General features: G+C 41.3%; 17 protein-coding genes. 3 read left to right on the top strand and 14 right to left on the bottom strand.

The window, feature by feature from the left end:
• Window positions 1–22: 22 nt before the first annotated feature.
• From dtd to N1I86_RS13230, 6 genes are all read right to left on the bottom strand, one after another.
• A complete protein-coding gene (gene dtd, locus N1I86_RS13255) occupies window positions 23–463 on the bottom strand; it encodes a D-aminoacyl-tRNA deacylase (RefSeq protein ID WP_003355480.1) in 441 nt (146 codons plus the stop codon).
• 11 nt (window positions 464–474) lie between these two features.
• Window positions 475–2,667 (bottom strand): RelA/SpoT family protein, encoded by a 2,193-nt coding sequence (locus tag N1I86_RS13250; protein WP_270584286.1) that lies wholly within the window; start codon window positions 2,665–2,667, stop codon window positions 475–477.
• A 463-nt stretch (window positions 2,668–3,130) separates the two neighbouring features.
• Complete coding sequence (locus tag N1I86_RS13245; RefSeq protein ID WP_003355482.1) at window positions 3,131–3,646, bottom strand: adenine phosphoribosyltransferase; 516 nt, start codon at window positions 3,644–3,646, stop codon at window positions 3,131–3,133.
• Window positions 3,637–6,006 carry a single-stranded-DNA-specific exonuclease RecJ gene (gene recJ / locus N1I86_RS13240; protein WP_341096699.1) on the bottom strand — a complete coding sequence of 790 codons (2,370 nt, stop codon included), beginning with the start codon at window positions 6,004–6,006 and terminating at the stop codon, window positions 3,637–3,639. The genes N1I86_RS13245 and recJ overlap by 10 nt, the downstream gene beginning before the upstream one ends.
• Window positions 6,007–6,143: 137 nt before the next feature.
• On the bottom strand, window positions 6,144–8,408 hold the full coding sequence (secDF, locus tag N1I86_RS13235; RefSeq protein ID WP_341096697.1) for a protein translocase subunit SecDF: 2,265 nt from the start codon (window positions 8,406–8,408) through the stop codon (window positions 6,144–6,146).
• Between the two features lie 117 nt (window positions 8,409–8,525).
• Window positions 8,526–8,843 carry a post-transcriptional regulator gene (locus N1I86_RS13230; RefSeq protein ID WP_341096696.1) on the bottom strand — a complete coding sequence of 106 codons (318 nt, stop codon included), beginning with the start codon at window positions 8,841–8,843 and terminating at the stop codon, window positions 8,526–8,528.
• Between the two features lie 109 nt (window positions 8,844–8,952).
• Here N1I86_RS13230 and spoVB point away from each other — a divergent pair, with 109 nt between their 5' ends.
• Window positions 8,953–10,497, top strand: coding sequence for a stage V sporulation protein B (gene spoVB, locus N1I86_RS13225; RefSeq protein WP_341096694.1), 1,545 nt, complete (start codon window positions 8,953–8,955; stop codon window positions 10,495–10,497).
• Window positions 10,498–10,954: 457 nt separating this feature from the next.
• Entirely contained in the window at window positions 10,955–11,338 is a 384-nt protein-coding gene (locus tag N1I86_RS13220) for a TIGR04086 family membrane protein (protein WP_048623749.1), read from the top strand.
• An 81-nt stretch (window positions 11,339–11,419) separates the two neighbouring features.
• On the opposite strand, the gene yajC is transcribed toward N1I86_RS13220, so the two are convergent.
• The 7 genes from yajC to N1I86_RS13185 all read right to left on the bottom strand — a co-directional run bounded on the left by yajC (window position 11,420) and on the right by N1I86_RS13185 (window position 17,942).
• Window positions 11,420–11,710 (bottom strand): preprotein translocase subunit YajC, encoded by a 291-nt coding sequence (yajC, locus tag N1I86_RS13215; RefSeq protein ID WP_341096691.1) that lies wholly within the window; start codon window positions 11,708–11,710, stop codon window positions 11,420–11,422.
• Window positions 11,711–11,774: 64 nt separating this feature from the next.
• Window positions 11,775–12,914: a tRNA guanosine(34) transglycosylase Tgt gene (gene tgt / locus N1I86_RS13210; protein WP_341096690.1), complete on the bottom strand. Its 1,140-nt coding sequence runs from the start codon at window positions 12,912–12,914 to the stop codon at window positions 11,775–11,777.
• Between the two features lie 48 nt (window positions 12,915–12,962).
• Window positions 12,963–13,991 (bottom strand): tRNA preQ1(34) S-adenosylmethionine ribosyltransferase-isomerase QueA, encoded by a 1,029-nt coding sequence (queA, locus tag N1I86_RS13205; RefSeq protein WP_270583112.1) that lies wholly within the window; start codon window positions 13,989–13,991, stop codon window positions 12,963–12,965.
• A gap of 172 nt (window positions 13,992–14,163) precedes the next feature.
• Window positions 14,164–14,376, bottom strand: coding sequence for a DUF2905 domain-containing protein (locus N1I86_RS13200; protein WP_341096688.1), 213 nt, complete (start codon window positions 14,374–14,376; stop codon window positions 14,164–14,166).
• A complete protein-coding gene (gene ruvB / locus N1I86_RS13195) occupies window positions 14,373–15,374 on the bottom strand; it encodes a Holliday junction branch migration DNA helicase RuvB (protein WP_270583111.1) in 1,002 nt (333 codons plus the stop codon). The genes N1I86_RS13200 and ruvB overlap by 4 nt, the downstream gene beginning before the upstream one ends.
• 147 nt (window positions 15,375–15,521) lie before the next feature.
• Window positions 15,522–16,133, bottom strand: a complete 612-nt coding sequence (gene ruvA / locus N1I86_RS13190) for a Holliday junction branch migration protein RuvA (RefSeq protein ID WP_341096684.1) — start codon at window positions 16,131–16,133, stop codon at window positions 15,522–15,524.
• Between the two features lie 420 nt (window positions 16,134–16,553).
• Window positions 16,554–17,942 carry an MFS transporter gene (locus N1I86_RS13185; protein ID WP_174521033.1) on the bottom strand — a complete coding sequence of 463 codons (1,389 nt, stop codon included), beginning with the start codon at window positions 17,940–17,942 and terminating at the stop codon, window positions 16,554–16,556.
• Between the two features lie 424 nt (window positions 17,943–18,366).
• Here N1I86_RS13185 and N1I86_RS13180 point away from each other — a divergent pair, with 424 nt between their 5' ends.
• A complete protein-coding gene (locus N1I86_RS13180) occupies window positions 18,367–19,614 on the top strand; it encodes an MGDG synthase family glycosyltransferase (protein WP_003355497.1) in 1,248 nt (415 codons plus the stop codon).
• Window positions 19,615–19,998: 384 nt separating this feature from the next.
• Here N1I86_RS13180 and N1I86_RS13175 read toward each other — a convergent pair whose 3' ends face one another.
• Complete coding sequence (locus N1I86_RS13175; RefSeq protein ID WP_341096681.1) at window positions 19,999–20,571, bottom strand: BofC C-terminal domain-containing protein; 573 nt, start codon at window positions 20,569–20,571, stop codon at window positions 19,999–20,001.
• Window positions 20,572–20,726 lie beyond the last annotated feature (155 nt).

The raw sequence follows: 20,726 nt of genomic DNA, 5'->3' as shown, positions 1-20,726 counted from the left end.
CGGCCATCCTCTTAAAATCACGTTATTTACTTTCCAATATTAAGGTGACCGGCCCATCGTTGACTAATTTGACGTCCATCATCGCTCCAAATCGGCCGGTTTCCACGTGCACGCCTTTTTCGCGCAATAATTCATTAAAACGATCATATAAAGGCTCTGCATGGCTCGGTTTAGCGGCGTTCATAAAATTGGGACGCCGTCCTTTTCTCGTATCGCCATATAAAGTAAATTGCGATATGGAAAGAATTTCTCCATTTACATCAAGGATAGATAAGTTCATTTTTCCCTTATCGTCTTCGAATACTCTTAGCCCGGCAATTTTTTCCGCTAAATAAGCGGCGTCTTCTTCTGTATCTTCATGAGTGATTCCAACTAGAAGGACAAAACCGGATGAAATTTGTCCGACCGTTTTTCCGTCCACTTCGACGGAAGCTTCTTTGCTTCTTTGCAGTACGACTCTCATTTTCCACACCCTTAATTCATAATTCTTCTTACCGCATAAATGTCTGGTATTTGCTTAATTCGTTCCACCACTTTATGCAAGTGGCTGACGTTGCGTATGAAAATCGACATGTGTATTCTAGCTACTTTATTGCGATCGGATCGGCCGGTAACCGCTGAAATATTGGTTTTTGTTTCATTGACCACTTGGAGAACTTCATTTAATAAACCGCGGCGGTCATAACCCGATATTTCGATTTCTACGTTGTATTCTTTATGATTTTCCGGATTGCTTTCCCATTCGACCGGAATTAAACGATCTTTCGTCTCTTCAGTATGGATATTAGGACAATCCGCACGATGAACGGAAATACCGCGTCCTTTCGTAATATAGCCGACGATGTCATCTCCAGGAACCGGATTGCAGCATCTTGAAAGGCGGAGCAGCAAATTATCGATTCCTTTTACTCGAACACCGACATTCGTTTTACTAGTAGTCGGGAATGTTTTCAGCTCTTTGATCGCCGATTCTTGAACACTGATTTCTTCATCTCTCTGTTTTCTCAATTTTTCCGTCAATCTGTTGGCGATTTGGGCAGCGGTAATGCCATTATAGCCGACAGCTGCGTACATATCTTCTTCCGATGAGAAATTGAATTTTTCAGCTACTTTTTTAATATTTTCCGGCGTCATTACTTCTTTTAAATCAAAATCCATATTGCGGATTTCTTTTTCTACAAGCTCCCGACCTTTTTCAATGTTTTCTTCTTTCCGTTGTTTCTTGTAAAACTGTTTAATTTTATTTTTCGCTTGGGACGTTTGGGCCAATTTAATCCAGTCTTGACTTGGACCGTAAGAATGCTTGGACGTCAATATTTCCACGATGTCCCCAGTTTTCAGCTTGTAATCAAGAGTCACCATTTTTCCATTGACTTTTGCACCGATCGTTTTGTTGCCGATTTCCGAGTGGATTCGATAGGCAAAATCGATCGGAACAGAGCCGGACGGAAGCTCGATGACATCTCCTTTTGGAGTAAATACAAATACCATATCGGAAAATAAGTCAATTTTCAGAGATTCCATAAATTCTTCCGCATTGGCCGATTCTTTTTGAAACTCAAGAATTTCACGGAACCAAGAAAGTTTCTTTTCAAAAGAAGAGTTTTCATCAAGCGTTTTTCCTTCTTTATATGCCCAGTGGGCAGCAACCCCATATTCAGCGATGCGATGCATATCAAAAGTCCTGATTTGAACTTCCAAAGGATCGCCTTTCGGACCGATGACAGTCGTATGCAGCGATTGGTACATATTAGGCTTCGGCATAGCAATATAATCTTTGAAACGCCCCGGCATCGGTTTCCAGCATGTATGAATAATTCCAAGCACCGCGTAACAATCTTTAATGCTGTTGACTAAAATTCTTACAGCCAATAAGTCGTATATTTCATTGAATTGTTTGTTTTTTATGACCATTTTCCGGTAAATGCTGTAAATATGTTTAGGGCGGCCTGATATTTCCGCTTCAATCGAGACTTCTTTCAGCCGCTCCCTCACTTCTTCAACGACCTCTTCCAAGTATTCTTCGCGCTCAGCCCGCTTTCTCTTCATCAGATTGACAATTCGATAATATTGCTGCGGGTTTAAATAGCGAAGTGCGGTATCTTCCAACTCCCACTTGATTTTAGAAATTCCCAGCCGGTGAGCAAGCGGGGCGAAAATTTCCAGCGTTTCATTGGCGATTCTGCGTTGTTTTTCAGCCGGCAAATGTTTCAACGTACGCATATTATGCAGACGATCAGCAAGCTTAATCAAAATCACTCGAATATCTTGAGCCATAGCCAAAAACATTTTCCGGTGATTTTCCGCTTGCTGTTCTTCATGAGACTTATATTTAATCTTGCCAAGCTTCGTGACTCCATCCACAAGCATGGCAATTTCTTCATTAAATTCCCTCTTTAAATCGTCGAGGGTCATTTCCGTATCTTCCACGACATCATGCAAAAAACCCGCTGCCACTGTTGCAGGATCCATTTCCAAATCCGCTAAAATGCCTGCAACCTGCACCGGATGCATAATATAAGGTTCCCCGGATTTCCGGTATTGATGTTTGTGTGCTTCTTCTGCCACACGATAGGCCTTATATACTAAAGCTACATGCTCTTCATTTAAATATTGTTTCACCCGATCGATTACTTGTTCGGCGGTTAATACCTGATCTTTCGCCATATAAATACTCACCTTTGTAATTTTAAAAATATTTGGGTATTGAGTTTTAAAAATAACTTTATTTTTCTATTATCTTTAAAAAAAGAATAGATGTAAAGTCATCTATTCAAATTTATTGAAAAGAATGTTGAATTTTGTCGATTAATCTTTATTACAGCCCTTTTCGCCATTATCTCCTGCCAATCTGAGCCGCCATTTTCTCTGCCTTGCCCGCTGGACAATGAAAAGGATTCATCTTTCGTTATCGTTCGACCTTTTTAAGAAGACCAAAAAGCCCTTATAAAAAGGGCTTTTCATCCATTTTTTCGTCTTCGGCTAGTAACATTATTGTACCGCTTAAAACAAAATTGTCCAAGCGTTTTCCATCAAAAATGAGCGTTTCTCTACATTTGATCGAGTCGCATCAGCAAAAACACTCGAAAAAAGAGTGCCATACCTTAAAACTCTCATAAAAGAGAGTCGTTTATTCGTATTTCATTAACGCCAGAATATCGTACCCGTCCAGCTTCTTGCGTCCTTCCAGATAGGCCAATTCGATTAAAAAGGCAATGCCAACAACGATACCGCCGAGTTGTTCCACCAGTTTAATCGTTGCTTCGATTGTTCCTCCGGTTGCCAATAAGTCATCGATAATCAATACTCTTTGCCCCGGTTTAATGGCATCTTTATGGATGGTTAACACATCTTTTCCATATTCAAGGCCATATTCCACTTTTACCGTTTCTCGAGGAAGCTTACCTTCTTTTCTTACAGGCGCAAATCCAACTCCAAGAGCATAAGCAACAGGACAGCCTACAATGAACCCACGCGCTTCAGGTCCTACGACTATATCTACTTTTTTCTTTTCTGCATAGGCTACGATTTGATCAGTCGCAAATTTAAACGCTTCGCCATTATCCATGAGCGGCGTGATATCTTTAAATTGCACTCCAGGCTGAGGCCAGTCAGGCACGACAGCAATATACTTTTTCAAATCCATGTTTTAGTTTCCTCCTCATGATTTTGAGACAAATAAAAATATTGATTAAACCAATCTCTCAATTGTTCGTAGTTTGAATATAACAGTTCGTTCTCGATTTGATATTGCTCCTGTTTTTCGCGGTAAGCTTTGGATTCACTTAAATCTCGCTTAGCCGGCGCTTCATTTAATGAAATAAGGCCATCTTCTATTGTAACAAATCCGAGTTCTAAAAACACTCTGGACATGAACTCAATCGTTTCTTTCGACCATCCCCGGTATTTAGCCAAATCGCCGCTGTATCGTTTTAAATCAAAAGTTTTCTGTTTGAGAAGAAAAGCATAATACCATTTAAAATGCTCCCTTGTGGGCACTGTACTGAAATAATGCTGCTTTTCTTGATAAAAATGGGCATAAATTCTGTTCGGACTCTTATGAGAAAGCAAGATTTCCATATATTCTTTTTTTGGAGGCAAATCCATAAAAACGATATTTCGGCCGGAAATATCGAGATTAGCGGCTGTTTCCAAATTAGAAACGACGACAAGATCTTTTTCAAGAGGTTGAAGTCGAAGTCGGGCTATCGTGTCTTCATGAAAGACAATCAAAATCCTGTCATCCGGAACAAGATCCATCCACTTATCGAGTTGCCGCATTCCCCTGACATCGAACAACTGCCATTCTTTTACTTGAATATCCTGCAGGACGATCTGCGGCTTTTTGATATGATTCCATTCGTTGATGCCAAGTTCTCCGATAACCGAAACCTTCGATTGAGGAGCTATGTGATCAGCCATTTCTCCCATGCCGAAACCGATAGCGTCCAAAGAGGCGTCACCACTGGCGAGCTGCATTTTCAAATGAGATTGATCTGCACCGATTTTCCGCATGTTGCGAAAAGCCAGATCCCCCAGTAAAAACGTTGGCTTCGGATTTTCCGTACCAAAAGGGGCAAGCAGCTGAAGTTCTTCAATCATTGACAGCTCGGCATCCTCCAGGTTTATGGCCATATCCACTTCCGTTTGTGGTATAAAATCTTCCTCATTCAGCTGTTCTCGAGCCAATTCGATCATTCGGCTGCGCAATCGATCTACGTCTTCGATTTTCATCGTCATTCCTGCTGCCATCGTATGCCCGCCAAAATGGGGCAATAGATCGCGGCACTCCGATAAGCTATCAAACAAATTAAATCCTTGAATGCTGCGGGCAGATCCTTTTGCAAGCCCGCTTTCCCGATCAAAGCTTAAAATAATAACGGGTCGATAGTATTTTTCAACAAGCCGAGAAGCAGCTATCCCGATAACGCCGGGATTCCAACCTTCTTTCCCAATCACAAGGACGGGATTCCGGTCTGGCGGATAGGAAGTTTCAACGATTTCCACTGCTTCTTTCGTCATCTCATTTACCATTTGCTGCCGATCTGCATTCATCCGATTAATCTCTTCCGCAATGGAAAGAGCCGTTTCTTGATCTTCCGCAAGAAGCAAGTCAACGGCGGGATACGCAGAATCCAATCTTCCGGCGGCATTCAGTCTAGGGGCTATCATATAACCAATAGTATCTTCATTGATCTCTTCTAAGGATACGCCGTTTAATCGACAAATCGCTTGAATGCCCAAACGACTTGTCTGCTGCAGTTTTTTTAAGCCTGCTTTTACAAGAGAACGGTTTTCTCCCAAAAGCGGCACTAAATCAGCAACTGTCCCGATGGCGGCTAAATCTAATAGATTCTCCGGCAGCTCGCCATATAAAGCGTGTGCCGTCTTGAATGCCACTCCTACACCTGCCAAATAAGGAAACGGATAATTTCCTTCCGGATGCTTGGGATGAATAACGGCAAATGCTTCGGGAATGACAGGACCAGGTTCATGATGGTCCGTTATAATGACATCCATTCCCAATTCCTTTGCCAGAGCCACTTCTTTCACAGCCGCTATCCCCGTATCTACGGTAATGATCAAATGAATATCGCGCGATTTTGCCAATCGAAAAGCATTTTCATTAGGTCCGTATCCTTCGGTAAATCGATTCGGTATGTAATAATCAACATTCGCTCCTAAATCTTGTAGAGCGGTAACCATAACCGATGTACTTGTCACACCATCGGCGTCATAATCTCCATATACCAAAATGTTTTCTTCGTTTTTAATGGCCTCTTTTATGCGACGAACTGCCTTATCCATATCTTTTAAGAGAAATGGATCGTGAAAGCTTTCTCCTTTATCAAATAAAAAACACCGTGCCGATTCTACCTCGGTAATACCACGGTTCACTAACAGTTCGGCCAAAAGAGGGCTGATATCCAGTTCATTTGACAATGTTCGAACAGTCTCATCCGAGAGATGTTTCCGAACAATCCATCGGGTTTTTGGTTTTAACATACGTTCACCCCTCAACTCATCCTATTATACAAAACTCATATTCTGCTTTCAATGACGGATTCACCCCCCACAGTTCGATGCCATGAAAAAAGCCGCAGGATGATCCTGCAGCTTTTAAAAGATGTTATTTATTTCATTTATACTTGCGGTTCGTCGCTCCATTTGCGTTTTTCTTTATACGTTTTTAAGGAACCTTTCTTCTTCAATTCTCTTTTTTTCATCACCAACCATAATTGAGCGGCAATAAACAAGGAAGAGTAGGTTCCGAAAATCAATCCGATGAAAAGAGCAATGGAGAAATTGCGAATCGATTCGCTTCCGAAAAGAAGCAGCGCCACAACAGTAATCAACACGGTTAAAACCGTATTCACCGAACGGGTCAACGTTTGCCGCAAGCTGCGGTTTACAATATCAGCCAATTCATCATACGATTTAATGCGGCGGCGTTTTTTCAGATTTTCCCTAATCCGGTCAAACGTGACGATCGTATCATTTAAGGAATAACCGACGATTGTCAACACGGCGGCGACAAATGTAAGATCTACTTCCAGTCTCGTTAAACTAAAGACGGATACAATCACAAATACGTCATGCAGCAAGGCCGCAATGGAAGAAATCCCCATGTAAATTTCGAAGCGAAATGCAAGATAGATAACGATCCCTATGGAAGCGATGATCAAAGCGTAAATCGCATTTTTCACCAGCTCTTTTCCGACAATAGGAGATACGCTGCTCACATTCGGCTCGTTTCCAAACTTCTTGTGGAAATGTTCTTTTACTTGGGCAATTTCTTTTTTGGTCAACGCTTCTTTAAATCTTGCTGTCCCGATATTTTTCTTATCGCCGGATATCAAAATTCGATCTGCTTTCAGATGGACAGCCTTCAGCTCATTCGCTACTTTTTCCTCCGTCAATGGCTGATTCGCCATAATTTCCAATCTCGTTCCACTCGTAAAATCAATACCCAAGTTCAACCTGTAGATTCCCAACACGATCATACCGGCAATGATCAAAATCAATGAAAAAGCAAAAAACTTACGGTGATGCTTGACAAAATCAAAACGGTCAAATTTCGTACTCAAATCTAATGTATCTACGTTTTCTTTTATATCGTGGATATCTTTTTTGCGAACTCCAAACCATCCTGGACGGTTTTTGACCAGTCCGCTTTGAACAATTAATCCAAGCAAAACTCTCGATAACCAGACAGCGGTGATAAAGCTGACGATGATGCTGACAATTAAACTGGTCGCAAAACCTTTGACAGAGCTTGTCCCGAAGAAAAAGAGAACGGCAGCCGCCAAAAGAGTCGTAATATTGGCGTCAATTATGGTCAATAAAGAGTTTTTATTACCGGCTTGAAAGGCAGACCGAATGCTTTTTCCAACCCTTATCTCTTCCTTCACCCGTTCAGCCGAGATGATGTTGGCATCGACCGCCATTCCAACCCCAAGGATCAGAGCCGCTATTCCCGGAAGGGTCAACACGGCGTGCATCCAATCGAATATCAAAAGTACTAAATAAATATAGATGGAAAGGGCAATCACAGCGATGATACCTGGCAACCGATAGTAAAAAATCATAAATAAGTAAACGACTGCAATCCCGATGATTCCGGCAAGAACGGTATCATGCAACGCTTGTTCACCGAATTGGGCGCCGACCGATGTCGAGTAAACTTCCTTCAGCTTCACCGGCAATGCGCCTGCATTTAACAAAGAAGCAAGGTTTTGGGCTTCTTTAGTGGTGAAGTTGCCCTCGATCGTCACTTGATCCGTGTCTAACACTTCGTTTACGTTAGGCGCGGATATAAATTTCGGATGTTTTTTCTGAATTTCTTTTTTAAAGGAATCTTTTCCTTCTTCAAAATCAAGCCAAATGACAAGCTGGTTATTGGGAGCCATGCTAACAATTTTTTGAGTGACCTTTTTAAATTTATTCCGGTCCTTTAATTTAAGCACAACATTCGGCTTGCCATCCTGCGAAAATGATTGCTTCGCTCCTCCGGAGACAAGATCCGAACCATCAAGCATCACATGGTCATTGACATCGCGAAACGTCAAGTTGGCTTGAGTCGATAGCATTTCACGAGCCTGATTTTGATCCTCCACCCCTGCCAGCTGGACGCGGATGCGATGACCATTCTCAATCTGAATACTTGGTTCGCTTACCCCGAGAACATTAATCCGCTTATCAAGGGCTTCGGCTGTATCCGCTACTACTTTATCCGTAATTTTTTGTCCTTTTTTCGCTGGTTCGACTTTATACAGAACTTCAAAACCGCCCTGCAAATCAAGGCCCAGCCTGATATGATTCAAAATATTTTTAGTTGTTGCCCCCGCCAAGCTTCCGATTAGAATCACAATCAAAAAAAAGGCAACAATACGGCTCCGCTTTACCATTCCAATTAAAGCCTCCTTAAATATGTACTGCGAAGATACAAAAAAATTCTGGCGAATAAGGCACCAGAATCGCTCAACGTATTTATTATGAAGCAGAAAAAAGAAGCTGTCAATTTATCATCGTTCTTTTTGTGGATGAAAAAGGTATTGGATTTCTTCTCGATTTTGATCTGTCAACAAAGGAGAGGTACGATACGCTTCCACCGTTGCATAATTCATAAAATCTCCAGGTTTCAGTGCAATAATATCGCTTACTAATTGATAGATCCGCACATCTTGTTGGGCATTCTTCCATTTTTTCTTGATGAAATAATTCCATAATGAATCCAGTTGAACCGAATCATAGCCTAATAGCCGAAATTCTTCCACCTTGCTGACAAGAGCTGGTGTTAATCGATGATAAAACCGCTGATATGGGTGATGATTTTTTTTCATGTTCATCCCGCCTTTTCCGATAAATGAACATCTTGTCATGCTTTGTCCATTTGTTTGCATATATATCATTGTAAAAGATAACGGTACAGTTGAGAAGGCAGGGAGGAAAATGTCGAAGTTTCTTAGAGGAACACTCATATTATTAATAGCGACCTTTGTAACCAGAATTTTAGGGTTCATCAATAGAATTGTGATCGCTCGGTCCATCGGCGAAGAGGGAGTCGGATTATACATGATGGCCTACCCGACTTTTATACTAGCTGTTACATTGACGCAAATGGGGCTTCCTGTGGCTATCTCCAAGAGTGTGGCGGAAGCTGAAGCAAGAGGCGATTTTCGAAGAATTAAGAAAATTCTTGTCGTCTCACTTGGAGTCACGATTTCTCTTTCGCTCATCTTTACACCGGGATTGCTGTTATGTGCGCCTTTTATCTCCAAAACTTTGTTTACAGATGAACGGACTTTCTATCCGCTTCTGGCCATCGCTCCCGTTATCCCTGTCGTTGCCGTCTCCTCGGTATTAAGGGGCTATTTTCAAGGTAGGCAAAATATGAAACCATCCGCAATATCACAAGTATTGGAGCAGGCGATTAGGATCGCTCTCATCGCCGTTATGACAAAAGCCTTCCTACCATACGGCGTTGAGTTTGCGGCCGCAGGAGCGATGATCGCCTCCGTGCTCGGCGAACTTGGATCCCTGTTATATCTGTTTACCATGTTTAAAATGAAAAAGAGATTCCGCGTGCGAAACCACTTTTTGAAAACCATTTTTTCAGGGGGAGATGTTTTTAAAGAATTAATGGTTGTGGGAATACCGACGATGGGCAGTAGACTGATCGGCTCCTTGTCGTGGTTTTTAGAACCGATTGTCGTTTCCCGCAGTCTGGCCATCGCTGGAATCGCCTCCGGTGTGGCCACGCAGCAATACGGGATGTTAACGGGCTTTGCGTTGCCGCTATTACTGCTGCCTTCTTTTATTACCACTTCTTTATCTACTTCATTAGTACCGGCGATCAGCGAGGCCAATGCCCATAAAAACTATCGGCTTTTGGAATACCAAGTTCAAGAAGCTTTGCGATTTTGTCTAGTCACCGGAGGACTGGCTGTCATTATTCTTTATTTGTATGCCGAACCATTGATGCAGCTAATGTATGGATCAAATAAAGGGGCAGTGTTTATTCAATTGATGGCTCCTTTCTTTCTTTTCCAGTATTATCAAGGACCTCTTCAGGCGGTTCTGCAGGCGCTGAATCTTGCGGATGCAGCGATGATCAACAGCTTTATCGGCTCTTTTGTAAAATTGGCCGTTATTTTCGTACTCGCCTCCCAGCCTTCATTCGGCATTTACGGAGCGGCACTTGGGATTGTGACGGGAACCATGTTAGTGACGTTGCTTCATCTAATGACAGCCGTTAAAAAATTATCTTTAACGATTTATGTAAGAGATTATCTTCATTTTATATTTGTCGTCGTGGTTGTCATTATATTCTCCAAACTGACAGATCAATATGTACTCACCACGGAAAGTCCATTCATTCGTTTTTTGGCGGGAGCCACTTTCACTTCCGTCCTTTACATCATCATTTCCGGTGCAGCTGGCCTTATTAAAAAAAGAGATTTGCTGAAAATTCCCATTATAAAAAAATGGATATAATTTCACTCAAACTGGCTTTCATGCAAAAAATGATGAACGAAGCAAGGTTCCATTCGGTTCACTTAAAAAGAGGGAAATCAGTCCTTTTCAACCTTGCTCTTCCTTCTTCATAAAGGCCATGCTTAAGCAAAAACCGCAAATTGTCCGCCTAACGATGAAAACAAAAGCCGTTTGACTCATTTTTTTCGTTCTCGTCCATTGATTAAGATCGTTGACTCTCTTCATCGGTTCTTAGCGGAGAGGATTTCTTATCAAAATAAAATGGATTATCCAGGAATTCACCAAACTCTCTCTTCTTGTCGCTCACCTTTTTTAGTATGTGTGAACAATGGTCAAAGAATGACGGAATAACTCGGGAGCCTAGCTTCCATTAACTTTTGCTTCTAACCTGACAATGAAGCGCATATGCTTGTACTGGGAAAAATTGAAATTTTCAGGCGGGAGGAGAAGCCATTTTATGCAAAGGCAAATTAGTGCAGTGTTATACGGAGTCATCGCGATCCTGATCATGGCCATAGCCAGCAGCCTTATTTTTGCTACGATTTTACGGTTATCGCAATTAACGGAACATTCCATTCAATTATTGGTCACCATTATATCTTTTTTCAGTTTATTTATCGGGGGGTACATCACAGGGGGAAAAGGAAAAGAAAAAGGACTGCTTCTCGGAGCATTTACAGGAATCATTTATAGTTCCATTATTTTTCTATATCAGTTTCTCGGATACGACTCCATCTTTTCTTTAAAGCAACTCATCTTTCATCTTTGCTATATCGCCACCGCCATGCTCGGAAGCGTCTTGGGCGTTAATCTTTCCGGCGGGAAAACGAAAGAGTCTTAGCAAGTTTCTGGTCTCTGTTTTGCTCTTTAATCTATCCATAAAAAAGAAGCAATTCGAATGACCAAATTGCTTCTTTTTTTATTACGAGTTTGAGTTCGTCGATGAACTTTTGGCTTTTTCAATCACATCACGGACCGCTGACCGGTCGTATGTCAAACGGCTGCCATCTCCGCATCGAATGACAATCGTATTTTCATCCAGCGAATCGACGATGCCATGAAGACCGCCAATCGTAACGATCTTATCTCCTTTTTCCAAGCTGTTCTGCATATTCATGACTTGCTTTTGCCGTTTTTGCTGAGGACGGATAACCAAGAAGTAAAACAGAACGAACATGATTATTAAAGGCAAAAATGTTCCTAAACTACCCAATCCATTCACCCCTTTCTAAGTACAATAAACAATCAAAGCTTGAGGTTCAAGCTTACGTTCCTTTTTAAAAGTTTTTGGCATCAGGACGATTAAAACCGTACTGTTCAAAAAACTCTTCTCTAAAATCACCAAGCCGGTCTTCCCGGATAGCTTGTCTGATTTTCCCCATTAATTTTAACAGAAAATAAAGATTGTGGTAAGTCGTCAACCTAATTCCCAATGTTTCATTCGTATGAATTAAATGACGGATATACGCCCTCGAATAGTTTCTGCACGTATAGCAATCACATTTTTCATCAATCGGTCGAAAATCGCGAGCGTATTTTGCATTTTTCACCACAAGCCGACCTTGGCTCGTCATCAGCGTACCGTTTCTGGCAATTCGCGTTGGAAGTACACAATCGAACATATCAATTCCCCGAATGGCGCCGTCAATTAAAGAATCCGGCGACCCTACTCCCATTAAATAGCGCGGTTTATCAGCCGGCAAAAGCGGCGTCGTGAATTCCAGCATTTCATTCATGACCTCTTTCGGTTCTCCCACCGACAGTCCACCGATCGCATAGCCCGGAAAATCAAGAGACACTAAATCATTGGCACTTTGCCGACGAAGTTCTTTATACTCTCCCCCTTGCACAATCCCAAACAACCCTTGGTCTTCCGGTCTTTTATGAGCTTTCAGGCAGCGCTCAGCCCATCGCGAAGTCCTTTCTATCGACTTTTTCATATAATCGAACTCAGCCGGATAAGGAGGGCATTCATCAAATGCCATCATAATGTCTGATCCAAGAGCGTTTTGAATTTCCATCGCTTTTTCAGGAGATAAAAACAGTTTTTCCCCATTTAAATGATTGCGGAAATACACGCCTTCTTCCTCAATGCGACGAAGTTTGCTCAAGCTGAATACTTGAAAACCGCCAGAATCGGTTAAAATCGCTCCATCCCAATTCATAAAGGAATGAAGGCCGCCCGCTTCTTGGATAATATCATGGCCGGGCCTTAACCAAAGATGATACGTATTGCTTAAAATAATCTTAGCCCCCATCTCTTTTAATTCTTCCGGGGACATGGTTTTCACTGTCGCTAACGTTCCAACGGGCATAAACATGGGCGTTTCAAAACTTCCATGCGGCGTCGTCACTCTACCAAGCCTTGCACCCGTCTGCTTACAAGTTTTCAATAATTCATACTTGATGGCTGGCAATGTTCCATGCTCCTTCCTCTTTTGATGCTAACTTTTTGCCAAATCAATTTATTTAATAAACATCGCGTCTCCAAAACTAAAGAAACGATATTTTTCCCGCACGGCGGTTTCATAGGCATTCAGGATGTTTTCTCTCCCTGCCAAGGCGCTCACAAGCATAATCAGCGTCGATTTAGGAAGATGGAAATTCGTAATCAACCCGTCGATCGCGCGAAATTGAAATCCCGGATAAATAAAAATATCCGTCCAGCCGCTAGCGGGAACAATTTTTCCGTCGTGATCCCTGGCAATTGTTTCGAGCGTTCTAGTTGAAGTAGTTCCAACACTATAAATTTTTCCGCCTTCTCTACGAACTTTTTCAATTAAATCCGCCGTTTCTTTAGACACTTGATAGAACTCGGCATGCATATCATGATCTTCCACCCTATCTACCGACACAGGACGGAACGTTCCAAGTCCTACATGCAGAGTAAGAAAAGCTAGATGAACTCCTGCAGATTCAATCTCCTTAAGAAGTTCCTCCGTAAAATGAAGTCCAGCTGTCGGTGCGGCAGCCGACCCGCGTTCTTTTGCGTACACGGTTTGATAACGGTCTTGATCTTCAAGCTTTTCTTTTATATAAGGGGGCAACGGCATTTCTCCAAGCTGATCAAGAATTTCGTAAAAAATGCCGTCATAATGAAATTCGATCACTCTGCCGCCATGATCGAGCTCCCCAACGCACTCCGCTGTCAATTGACCATCTCCGAAAATGATTTGGCTTCCTTCTTTTAACCTTTTGGCCGGCTTCGCCAACGTTTCCCAGCGATCTCCCTCCAATTGTTTTAAAAGCAGAATTTCTATATGAGCACCCGTATCCTTCTTTACTCCATACAATCGAGCCGGAAGAACTTTTGAATCATTCAATACTAAACAATCACCGGGATTCAGATGGTGCAATAAATTTTTGAAAATATCATGCTTGATTTCACCCGTTTCCTTATCCAACACCATCAGCCGGCTTTCTGAACGATTTTTTAAAGGAGTTTGGGCTATTAATTCTTCTGGTAATTCAAAGTCAAAATCTTCTACATTCATTCGATGTCACCTTTTCAATTCAATCTTTTCTAAGCAGAAAAATTCTTGTTTCTAAACGTTTCCCATCCTATATGCAGGATTGAAGAACATCTTTTGCCAAATTGAGGCAGTCCGCCTGCGATTGGCAAAATGATTGAGTATTCCTAACGACCATAAGCTTTGAATGAAGATGCTACGGCCGGTTAAAACGCGACAAAAAATAGAAGATCGCGGACAACAGGACGCTTAACAGTATGGACGTAGCAATGGGAAAATAGAAGGTCATATTCCCTTTTTTTATGAGAATATCTCCCGGCAGTCTCCCAATTTTGATAAACTGCATGAGAAAACCGACCAAAAAGACAATGCCTCCAACAATCATCAATGTTTTTCCTAAATCGCTCATTCTTTAGGAACCTCCATTTGAAAGTGATGATAAACAAGTTCCGTAACCATTCTTCCCCTAGGCGTCCGTTGTAAAAAACCTATTTGCAGTAAATACGGCTCATATACATCTTCTATTGTACCCGGTTCTTCGCCGATGCTTGCCGCAATTGTATCCAAACCGACAGGGCCGCCGCGAAATTTTTCAATGATGGTTAAAAGCAGCTTATGGTCAATGTGATCCAGCCCCATTTGATCCACCTGCAGCAACTCAAGCGCCTCAGCGGCAATATCGTACGTAATCAATCCATTTCCGCGAACTTGTGCATAGTCGCGAACTCGCTTTAGCAGGCGATTCGCTATTCGCGGCGTCCCCCGCGAGCGTCTGGCGATTTCCATCGCCCCTCTCTCTTCAATTTCCGTATGGAAAATATCGGCGGTCCGCAAAACGATTTCTTTCAACTGCTCTTGATTATAATATTCAAGCCGGCTTAAGACCCCAAATCGATCCCGCAAAGGAGCTGAAAGCGATCCAGCTCTCGTCGTCGCTCCGATAAGCGTAAAAGGAGGTACATCAAGCCGGACAGAACGAGAACTTGAACCTTTGCCGATGACGATATCTAAGCAAAAATCTTCCATGGCAGGATAAAGCACCTCTTCAATGGCCCTTGGAAGACGATGAATTTCATCAATAAACAAAACATCTCCGGGCTCAAGCGATGTCAAAATAGCCGCCAAATCACCCGGACGCTCAATCGCCGGTCCTGAAGTCGACCGCAGACGGACACCCATTTCATTAGCGATTACTTGAGCCAGCGTAGTTTTTCCCAATCCCGGCGGGCCATACAAAAGCACATGATCCAAAGTTTCCTGTCTCATTCGAGCGGCTTCAATAAAAATTTCCAAATTTCTCTTTACTTTGTCTTGACCAATATACTGCTTCAGCGTTTGCGGGCGCAGACTCGGTTCCATTGCAGCTTCTTGCCAATCTGCTTCACCCGACACAATCCTTTCCTCCACCGTTCATCTCCTCCCTCCTTATATCCCATATTAACGGGCAATACGTCCCTTCCCCTTCCTTGGGACTGCAGCACAGAAGACACCCTTTTTAAGGGAAGGCTTCCCCATATGCCCGATTGCTTCCATCCCACGGCTGGAAGTGTCACTCTATATTTTCAACAGTACTTGTAAAGCTTTCTTTATATATTCATCCGTTGAAAGGGCTTTTCCTTTCAACACATGAGCCGCTTTTTGAATTTCGTTGCGGGAATACCCAAGCGCCTCCAACGCAAGAGCGGCTTCCTCCCATTCAGGAGAAAATTCAGCAGGAGATTCAGGTGATGAGGAGGAAAATAAATTAGGAAAGTAATCGGGAACGACATCTTGGAATTTGCCTTTTAAGTCTAAAATCATTTGTCTTGCCGTTTTCTTGCCAACGCCAGGAAATTTCGTCAAAAATTTTTCATCCTCGTTTTCAATGGCGGCGATCACTTGTTGAGGGGCTCCCGAAGCCAAAATGGCCAAAGCTCCTTTTGGACCGATACCTGAGACATTTAATAATTTTTGAAATAACTTTTTTTCTTCGACTGACTCAAAACCGTACAAAGCAAGCAAATCTTCCCGTACATGCATGTGTATGTACACTTTTTTCTCGCGTCCCAGCTCTTTTGAAAACACAAATGGATTCGGCATCATGATTTGATAGCCTATTCCTTGATGATTGACGACGATATATTCAGGACTTACATATTCAATAACACCTTTAATATATTCAAACAAACCAACTCTCTCCTTTTATGCTAACCATGATTGTACCACATCTTGATTTGTGAAGCGAAAAAAAAAACGGGAGAGAATGAATGGGACTGTCAGGAACAAAAAAGAAAAGAAGCGCAGCATTCGCTCCTATCCTTCTATGTTGTCAAAACGGCCGAAACAAGGCCGTGCAACTTTTATAACAGCCGTTGCGGCAACTAATCGGCAATGATGGAAGCCGAAGTAGATTTCATCCTTCATCTCCTTTAAAAAAACATCTGTTCTTATTCTAACAGAAAAATAGAAAACAAAAAACAGACCAATCGAAAACGAAACCAAGAAACCGACGGAATTTATTTTTTTAAAAGAAAAGCGGCGATCCTGCTTTCGCCATACGGAACCCTTATCTTTCCGTATCATTTGCCGACTTTAGACAATGCAGCGCTACGATCTTTCTTTCAAGATTTTTTTCACTCGTTTGATGTCAGATACATTTTGATTGGCCATTAAAATATAACTGAATGCAGACGGAACAAGGAACAGCTGCAGCAGTGACAACGTGATCATATAGCTATATGGTTCATGATAAGAAGTGGAAACGATGCCAAGCACAATTCCAACTCCTACGTTACCGACAGTTCTGCCTAAACTATTGAAAAGATTAGCGACGCTAAATGCTGTTCCCCTGTGCTCAGGAAGATTCACATCTGTTATCAGCGCCAGCCAGTTTGGCGTGTTGGCAGATTGAGCAGCAGATGCCAAAAGCGATAAAGCAAACAATAAAGCAATCCATGGATTTGTGAATATTTGTGTGATTAAACCGCCTAAAACCGATAAAGCATTATGATCATTCGGCAATGACAGATGATCCAACGGAATGAAAAACATGAGTATATAAAGAGGCATCGTCAGAAATACGAAAACAGCCGTTAATAAAGCTCTTCCTTTAAACGTTTTCTTTTGCAACTGATCACCAAGATGGCCGAAATAAGCGGAAGTCATCCCGCCGATTTGAAAAATCGCATAAAGATAACCTGATGCAATCATGGCTGTTTCCAAACTGTACCCTTGCTGCTGAATTTTATAAATATATAAAGTCGGAATCCAAATGAGGCTACCCGTTGCAATATTCATAAAAAATGCCTGCAAAAACAAAAACACGTTGCTGCCTTTTAGAAGAATAGCGGGAAGATGCTTGGCCTCTATTATGTAGTTGTAAGATTGTCCATTTCTCATCAAATCTTTCAACTCAGGATCTGACTGGCCTCTGGACGGTTCTTCTACAAAAACGTAAAGAATAATGAGAAAAAAACCGATCAACCCAACGATTTCAAAAGGCCATCTCCAACTCGTATTAATGGCCGTTAAAGAAGCCATCAGAGACCCTAAAATACCGCCTAAGCCTTGTGCCATGCCCCAAAGGCTTAACACCATCCCCCGCTTTTGATAGGGGATATAATCCGTTAAAACACTGAAACCAATAGAAGCAATACAGCCTAAACCGATTCCTGTTATGATTTGAAACAGTAAAAGCTGCCCGTAACTTTGGCTAAAGGCCGTTAAAAATACAGATATGACCCAAATAAAGGTCCCAATCATAATCAGTCTCTTACGTTTATATTTTCCGGAAAGATACCCCCAATAAACGGAGGAAACCGCTGTAACTAAAATGTTAACAGCTGAAACAACTCCTAATTTCGCAACTTCCACATGTAAATCTTTTGCTATATAGCGAAACAGCGGAGGAAATAATCCAATGATGATATTGTCAAATGCCGCAAGGGCAATAAAAACAAAGATCGTATAGATGATTCTCCATTTCGTACGTTTCAAATATAATGAAAGCTCCTTTGTCTAAAAATTTGATGATATGGTTTGCTTTAAGATCGTCAACACGAATTGGATTTCTATAATACAAGATTTCTTATGCAGCAAGATGCGGCAGCTGTTGTCAACATGCATTTCCTTTCAGATTCGTCCAGCCAATGGAAGTGCAGTTTGCAAAAAAACTTCTTTGGCATTTCATCAATATGATATTATATCTACAGATCATTTCAAACAAAAGATCATGACTAAGGTTCATCCTGCTTTTTTATTGGTTAAACAGGGATGAATGCAAGACAGCCGTCTATTTTTTCTTTACATACTATTTGGAGCAAGAACATATTTCTATTTTGGAAGTCTTTTTTAGTGAAAACACAGAAAGAACTCCATTTTTATTTTTGAGTAGTACAATACTACCTTCAGGAATTCAAAAGTGTTTTCTTTTTTTTGCTTGATCAAAATGGAAGAAAATTTTAGTATTCTCCCTATCATTTATTGGTATGATTATATTATACAATGTGAAGAAAGGCTTGGTAAAATGGGCGTAAAAGTGCTGATCATTTCCTCTGATCATACAGGTCATGGGCATAAAAGCATTACAGAATCTTTATGCGAAAAAATTGGAAGGGACCATGACATCAACATACACGTTGTGGATGGCTTTTCGCTTGGCGGACAAACTCTGCTGTCGATCGGCAAACTATATGGACCGATCACGAGAAAAGCCGAAAATTTATGGAAGATGGTATATAACATATCAGCTGATAACCCAACGTTAATCAACTATTTTATAGAAGGATTAATCAAAAATAACTTTCTGCATTTGTTGGATGAAGTAAAACCCGATTTGATTTTGTCGGTGCACCCTAATTTTAACGGCTCGATTTTAAATATTTTAGAGAAACAAAATATTAAAATCCCATTCATTACACTGATAGCTGATCTTGTCAACATTAGCCCGTTATGGGCAGATATTCGAGCTGATTATATCATCAGCCCGACCGTGGAAGCGGCGGATAAGTGTATGGAATACGGCATTCCAGCGGAGAATATAAAAATTTTAGGATTTCCGGTTCGTTCCAGGTTTTTCAGAAACAACACCAATAGAAAGGTCCGTTATCAAAAAGGCGCCCCTTTAAAATGCTTGATTATGAGCGGCGGCGAAGGTGTAGGCAATATGAAGAAGATTGCGGAAATTTTGCTCGATCATTTTGATTGCACCGTCAAAATTGTGGCAGGGAGAAATGCGAAGCTGAAAGCAAAGTTAGAGCAATCCCTTTTTCCACAATATGGAGATAAAGTAGAGATTTACGGTTTCACGAAAAATATCCATGAACTGATGTTTGCCTCTGATATCGTCTTTACAAGAGGGAGTCCGAACGTCATGTTTGAAGCCATTGCTTCCAATACACCGATGATTATAACCGGTGCGTTGCCCGGCCAAGAAGAGGACAACCCCTACTTTGCCGAAAAATCAAATTTGGGAGTAGTGTGCAATAAGACGGACGATATCAAACAGACAATGACCGAATTGCTTAAAAATAATGGAGAAAAACTCAATCATATTATCGATAGTCAAAGAAAATTCATCAATCCGCATGCAGCAGAAGATATATTACAATTTGTTTTAGAAGTGAAAGATCAGCAAATGGAAGTTGCAGCCGGTCTTTCTTTTAAATAAACTTCAACCGGACATCGGTCTAACGGATCGCTAGTTGAAAGAACGATCTTTTTAGGGGACCGCTGTCACCTGCCTACCAATATATTTGACAAACAAATCACTACGAGAAACGAATCCTTGTTATATCGGGTTCGTTTCTAATCTTTTTCAGAAAGTCATTTGAATCTGAATAGTCCAATTCCCTTTGACAGCAAGATGACGATATCTTCAGCACTCTCCTTTTCACGGCTTTTTTGCCGCGAGCTCTATATAAGTAAAAATAAAAAGGCCTTTTCTCGGTGTTAAGTCGAGGAAAGGTCGTTTATTTTCTTGAAAACGACTGTGATTGAATACTGTATCCAAAAGCTTGGATTGAAGTGAACAAAGGTCAAAATTATCCTGCTTTTATTTTTCGATGGAGTACGGCTTAAACGTTTCAATCACTTTCGTATATTTTTCTTTTGTCTTAATGGGAATTCCGTGTTGTAATTCTTTTTGAACGCCGCTTTCAAGTTTATGGACATCAATTTGAAAAAAAGATTGAATGATTTGGGCGTTTTTTCCTTCCGGTTTTCCCTTGAAAATGGATAAAACCCCTTTGTCCGTAATGCCAAAATATCCGTTAGCTTTTAATAAAGGAGATATATCGTTTATTTTTTTTTGAAACACAGCTTCTGTATCATCCATTTCTACTAATTTCCAGTTTTTATAACGTTCAAGTATATCCCCAATGGAAATGAACGGCTCTGTCCGGATTTCTTCGCTGACCTCTCCATCCAAATAAATTCTGTCTAAAATCACGGTCATCGTTTTTTCAGAAACATTGGGCGACACGACAACTGCAGTACTTATTGGCTTTTCTTCACTCTCGGCCGATTTTTTGCTCGTATCCGTTTTGGCTTCATCGTGGAAAATCGTAAGGAAGAACGCTCCTGCTACCAATAACAGCATAAAACTGATTCTTGTAAACAGCGTCATGTAAACACCACCTAAATGTAATGAACTCTTGTTGATAGTTTGTTCCAAAAAGGAGAAATATAATCATAATCGAAAGAGCAAATATAGTCCTTTCAACGGACGACTATCCCTTGTTTTCTCTCATTTTGCCAAGGATACGACCTCTTGACAGCGGA

This window comes from Bacillus sp. FSL W8-0116, from assembly GCF_038003825.1.
In the GTDB taxonomy this organism is placed as follows: Bacteria; Bacillota; Bacilli; order Bacillales; family DSM-4216; genus Bacillus_O; species Bacillus_O smithii.
This window is presented reverse-complemented; position numbering and strand designations above follow the sequence as displayed.

Coding starts and splice junctions, on each gene's coding strand:
- dtd (WP_003355480.1), bottom strand. CDS start 463: ATGAGAGTCGTACTGCAAAGAAGCAAAGAAGCTTCCGTCGAAGTGGAC.
- N1I86_RS13250 (WP_270584286.1), bottom strand. CDS start 2,667: ATGGCGAAAGATCAGGTATTAACCGCCGAACAAGTAATCGATCGGGTG.
- N1I86_RS13245 (WP_003355482.1), bottom strand. CDS start 3,646: ATGGATTTGAAAAAGTATATTGCTGTCGTGCCTGACTGGCCTCAGCCT.
- recJ (WP_341096699.1), bottom strand. CDS start 6,006: ATGTTAAAACCAAAAACCCGATGGATTGTTCGGAAACATCTCTCGGAT.
- secDF (WP_341096697.1), bottom strand. CDS start 8,408: ATGGTAAAGCGGAGCCGTATTGTTGCCTTTTTTTTGATTGTGATTCTA.
- N1I86_RS13230 (WP_341096696.1), bottom strand. CDS start 8,843: ATGAAAAAAAATCATCACCCATATCAGCGGTTTTATCATCGATTAACA.
- spoVB (WP_341096694.1), top strand. CDS start 8,953: ATGTCGAAGTTTCTTAGAGGAACACTCATATTATTAATAGCGACCTTT.
- N1I86_RS13220 (WP_048623749.1), top strand. CDS start 10,955: ATGCAAAGGCAAATTAGTGCAGTGTTATACGGAGTCATCGCGATCCTG.
- queA (WP_270583112.1), bottom strand. CDS start 13,991: ATGAATGTAGAAGATTTTGACTTTGAATTACCAGAAGAATTAATAGCC.
- N1I86_RS13200 (WP_341096688.1), bottom strand. CDS start 14,376: ATGAGCGATTTAGGAAAAACATTGATGATTGTTGGAGGCATTGTCTTT.
- N1I86_RS13175 (WP_341096681.1), bottom strand. CDS start 20,571: ATGACGCTGTTTACAAGAATCAGTTTTATGCTGTTATTGGTAGCAGGA.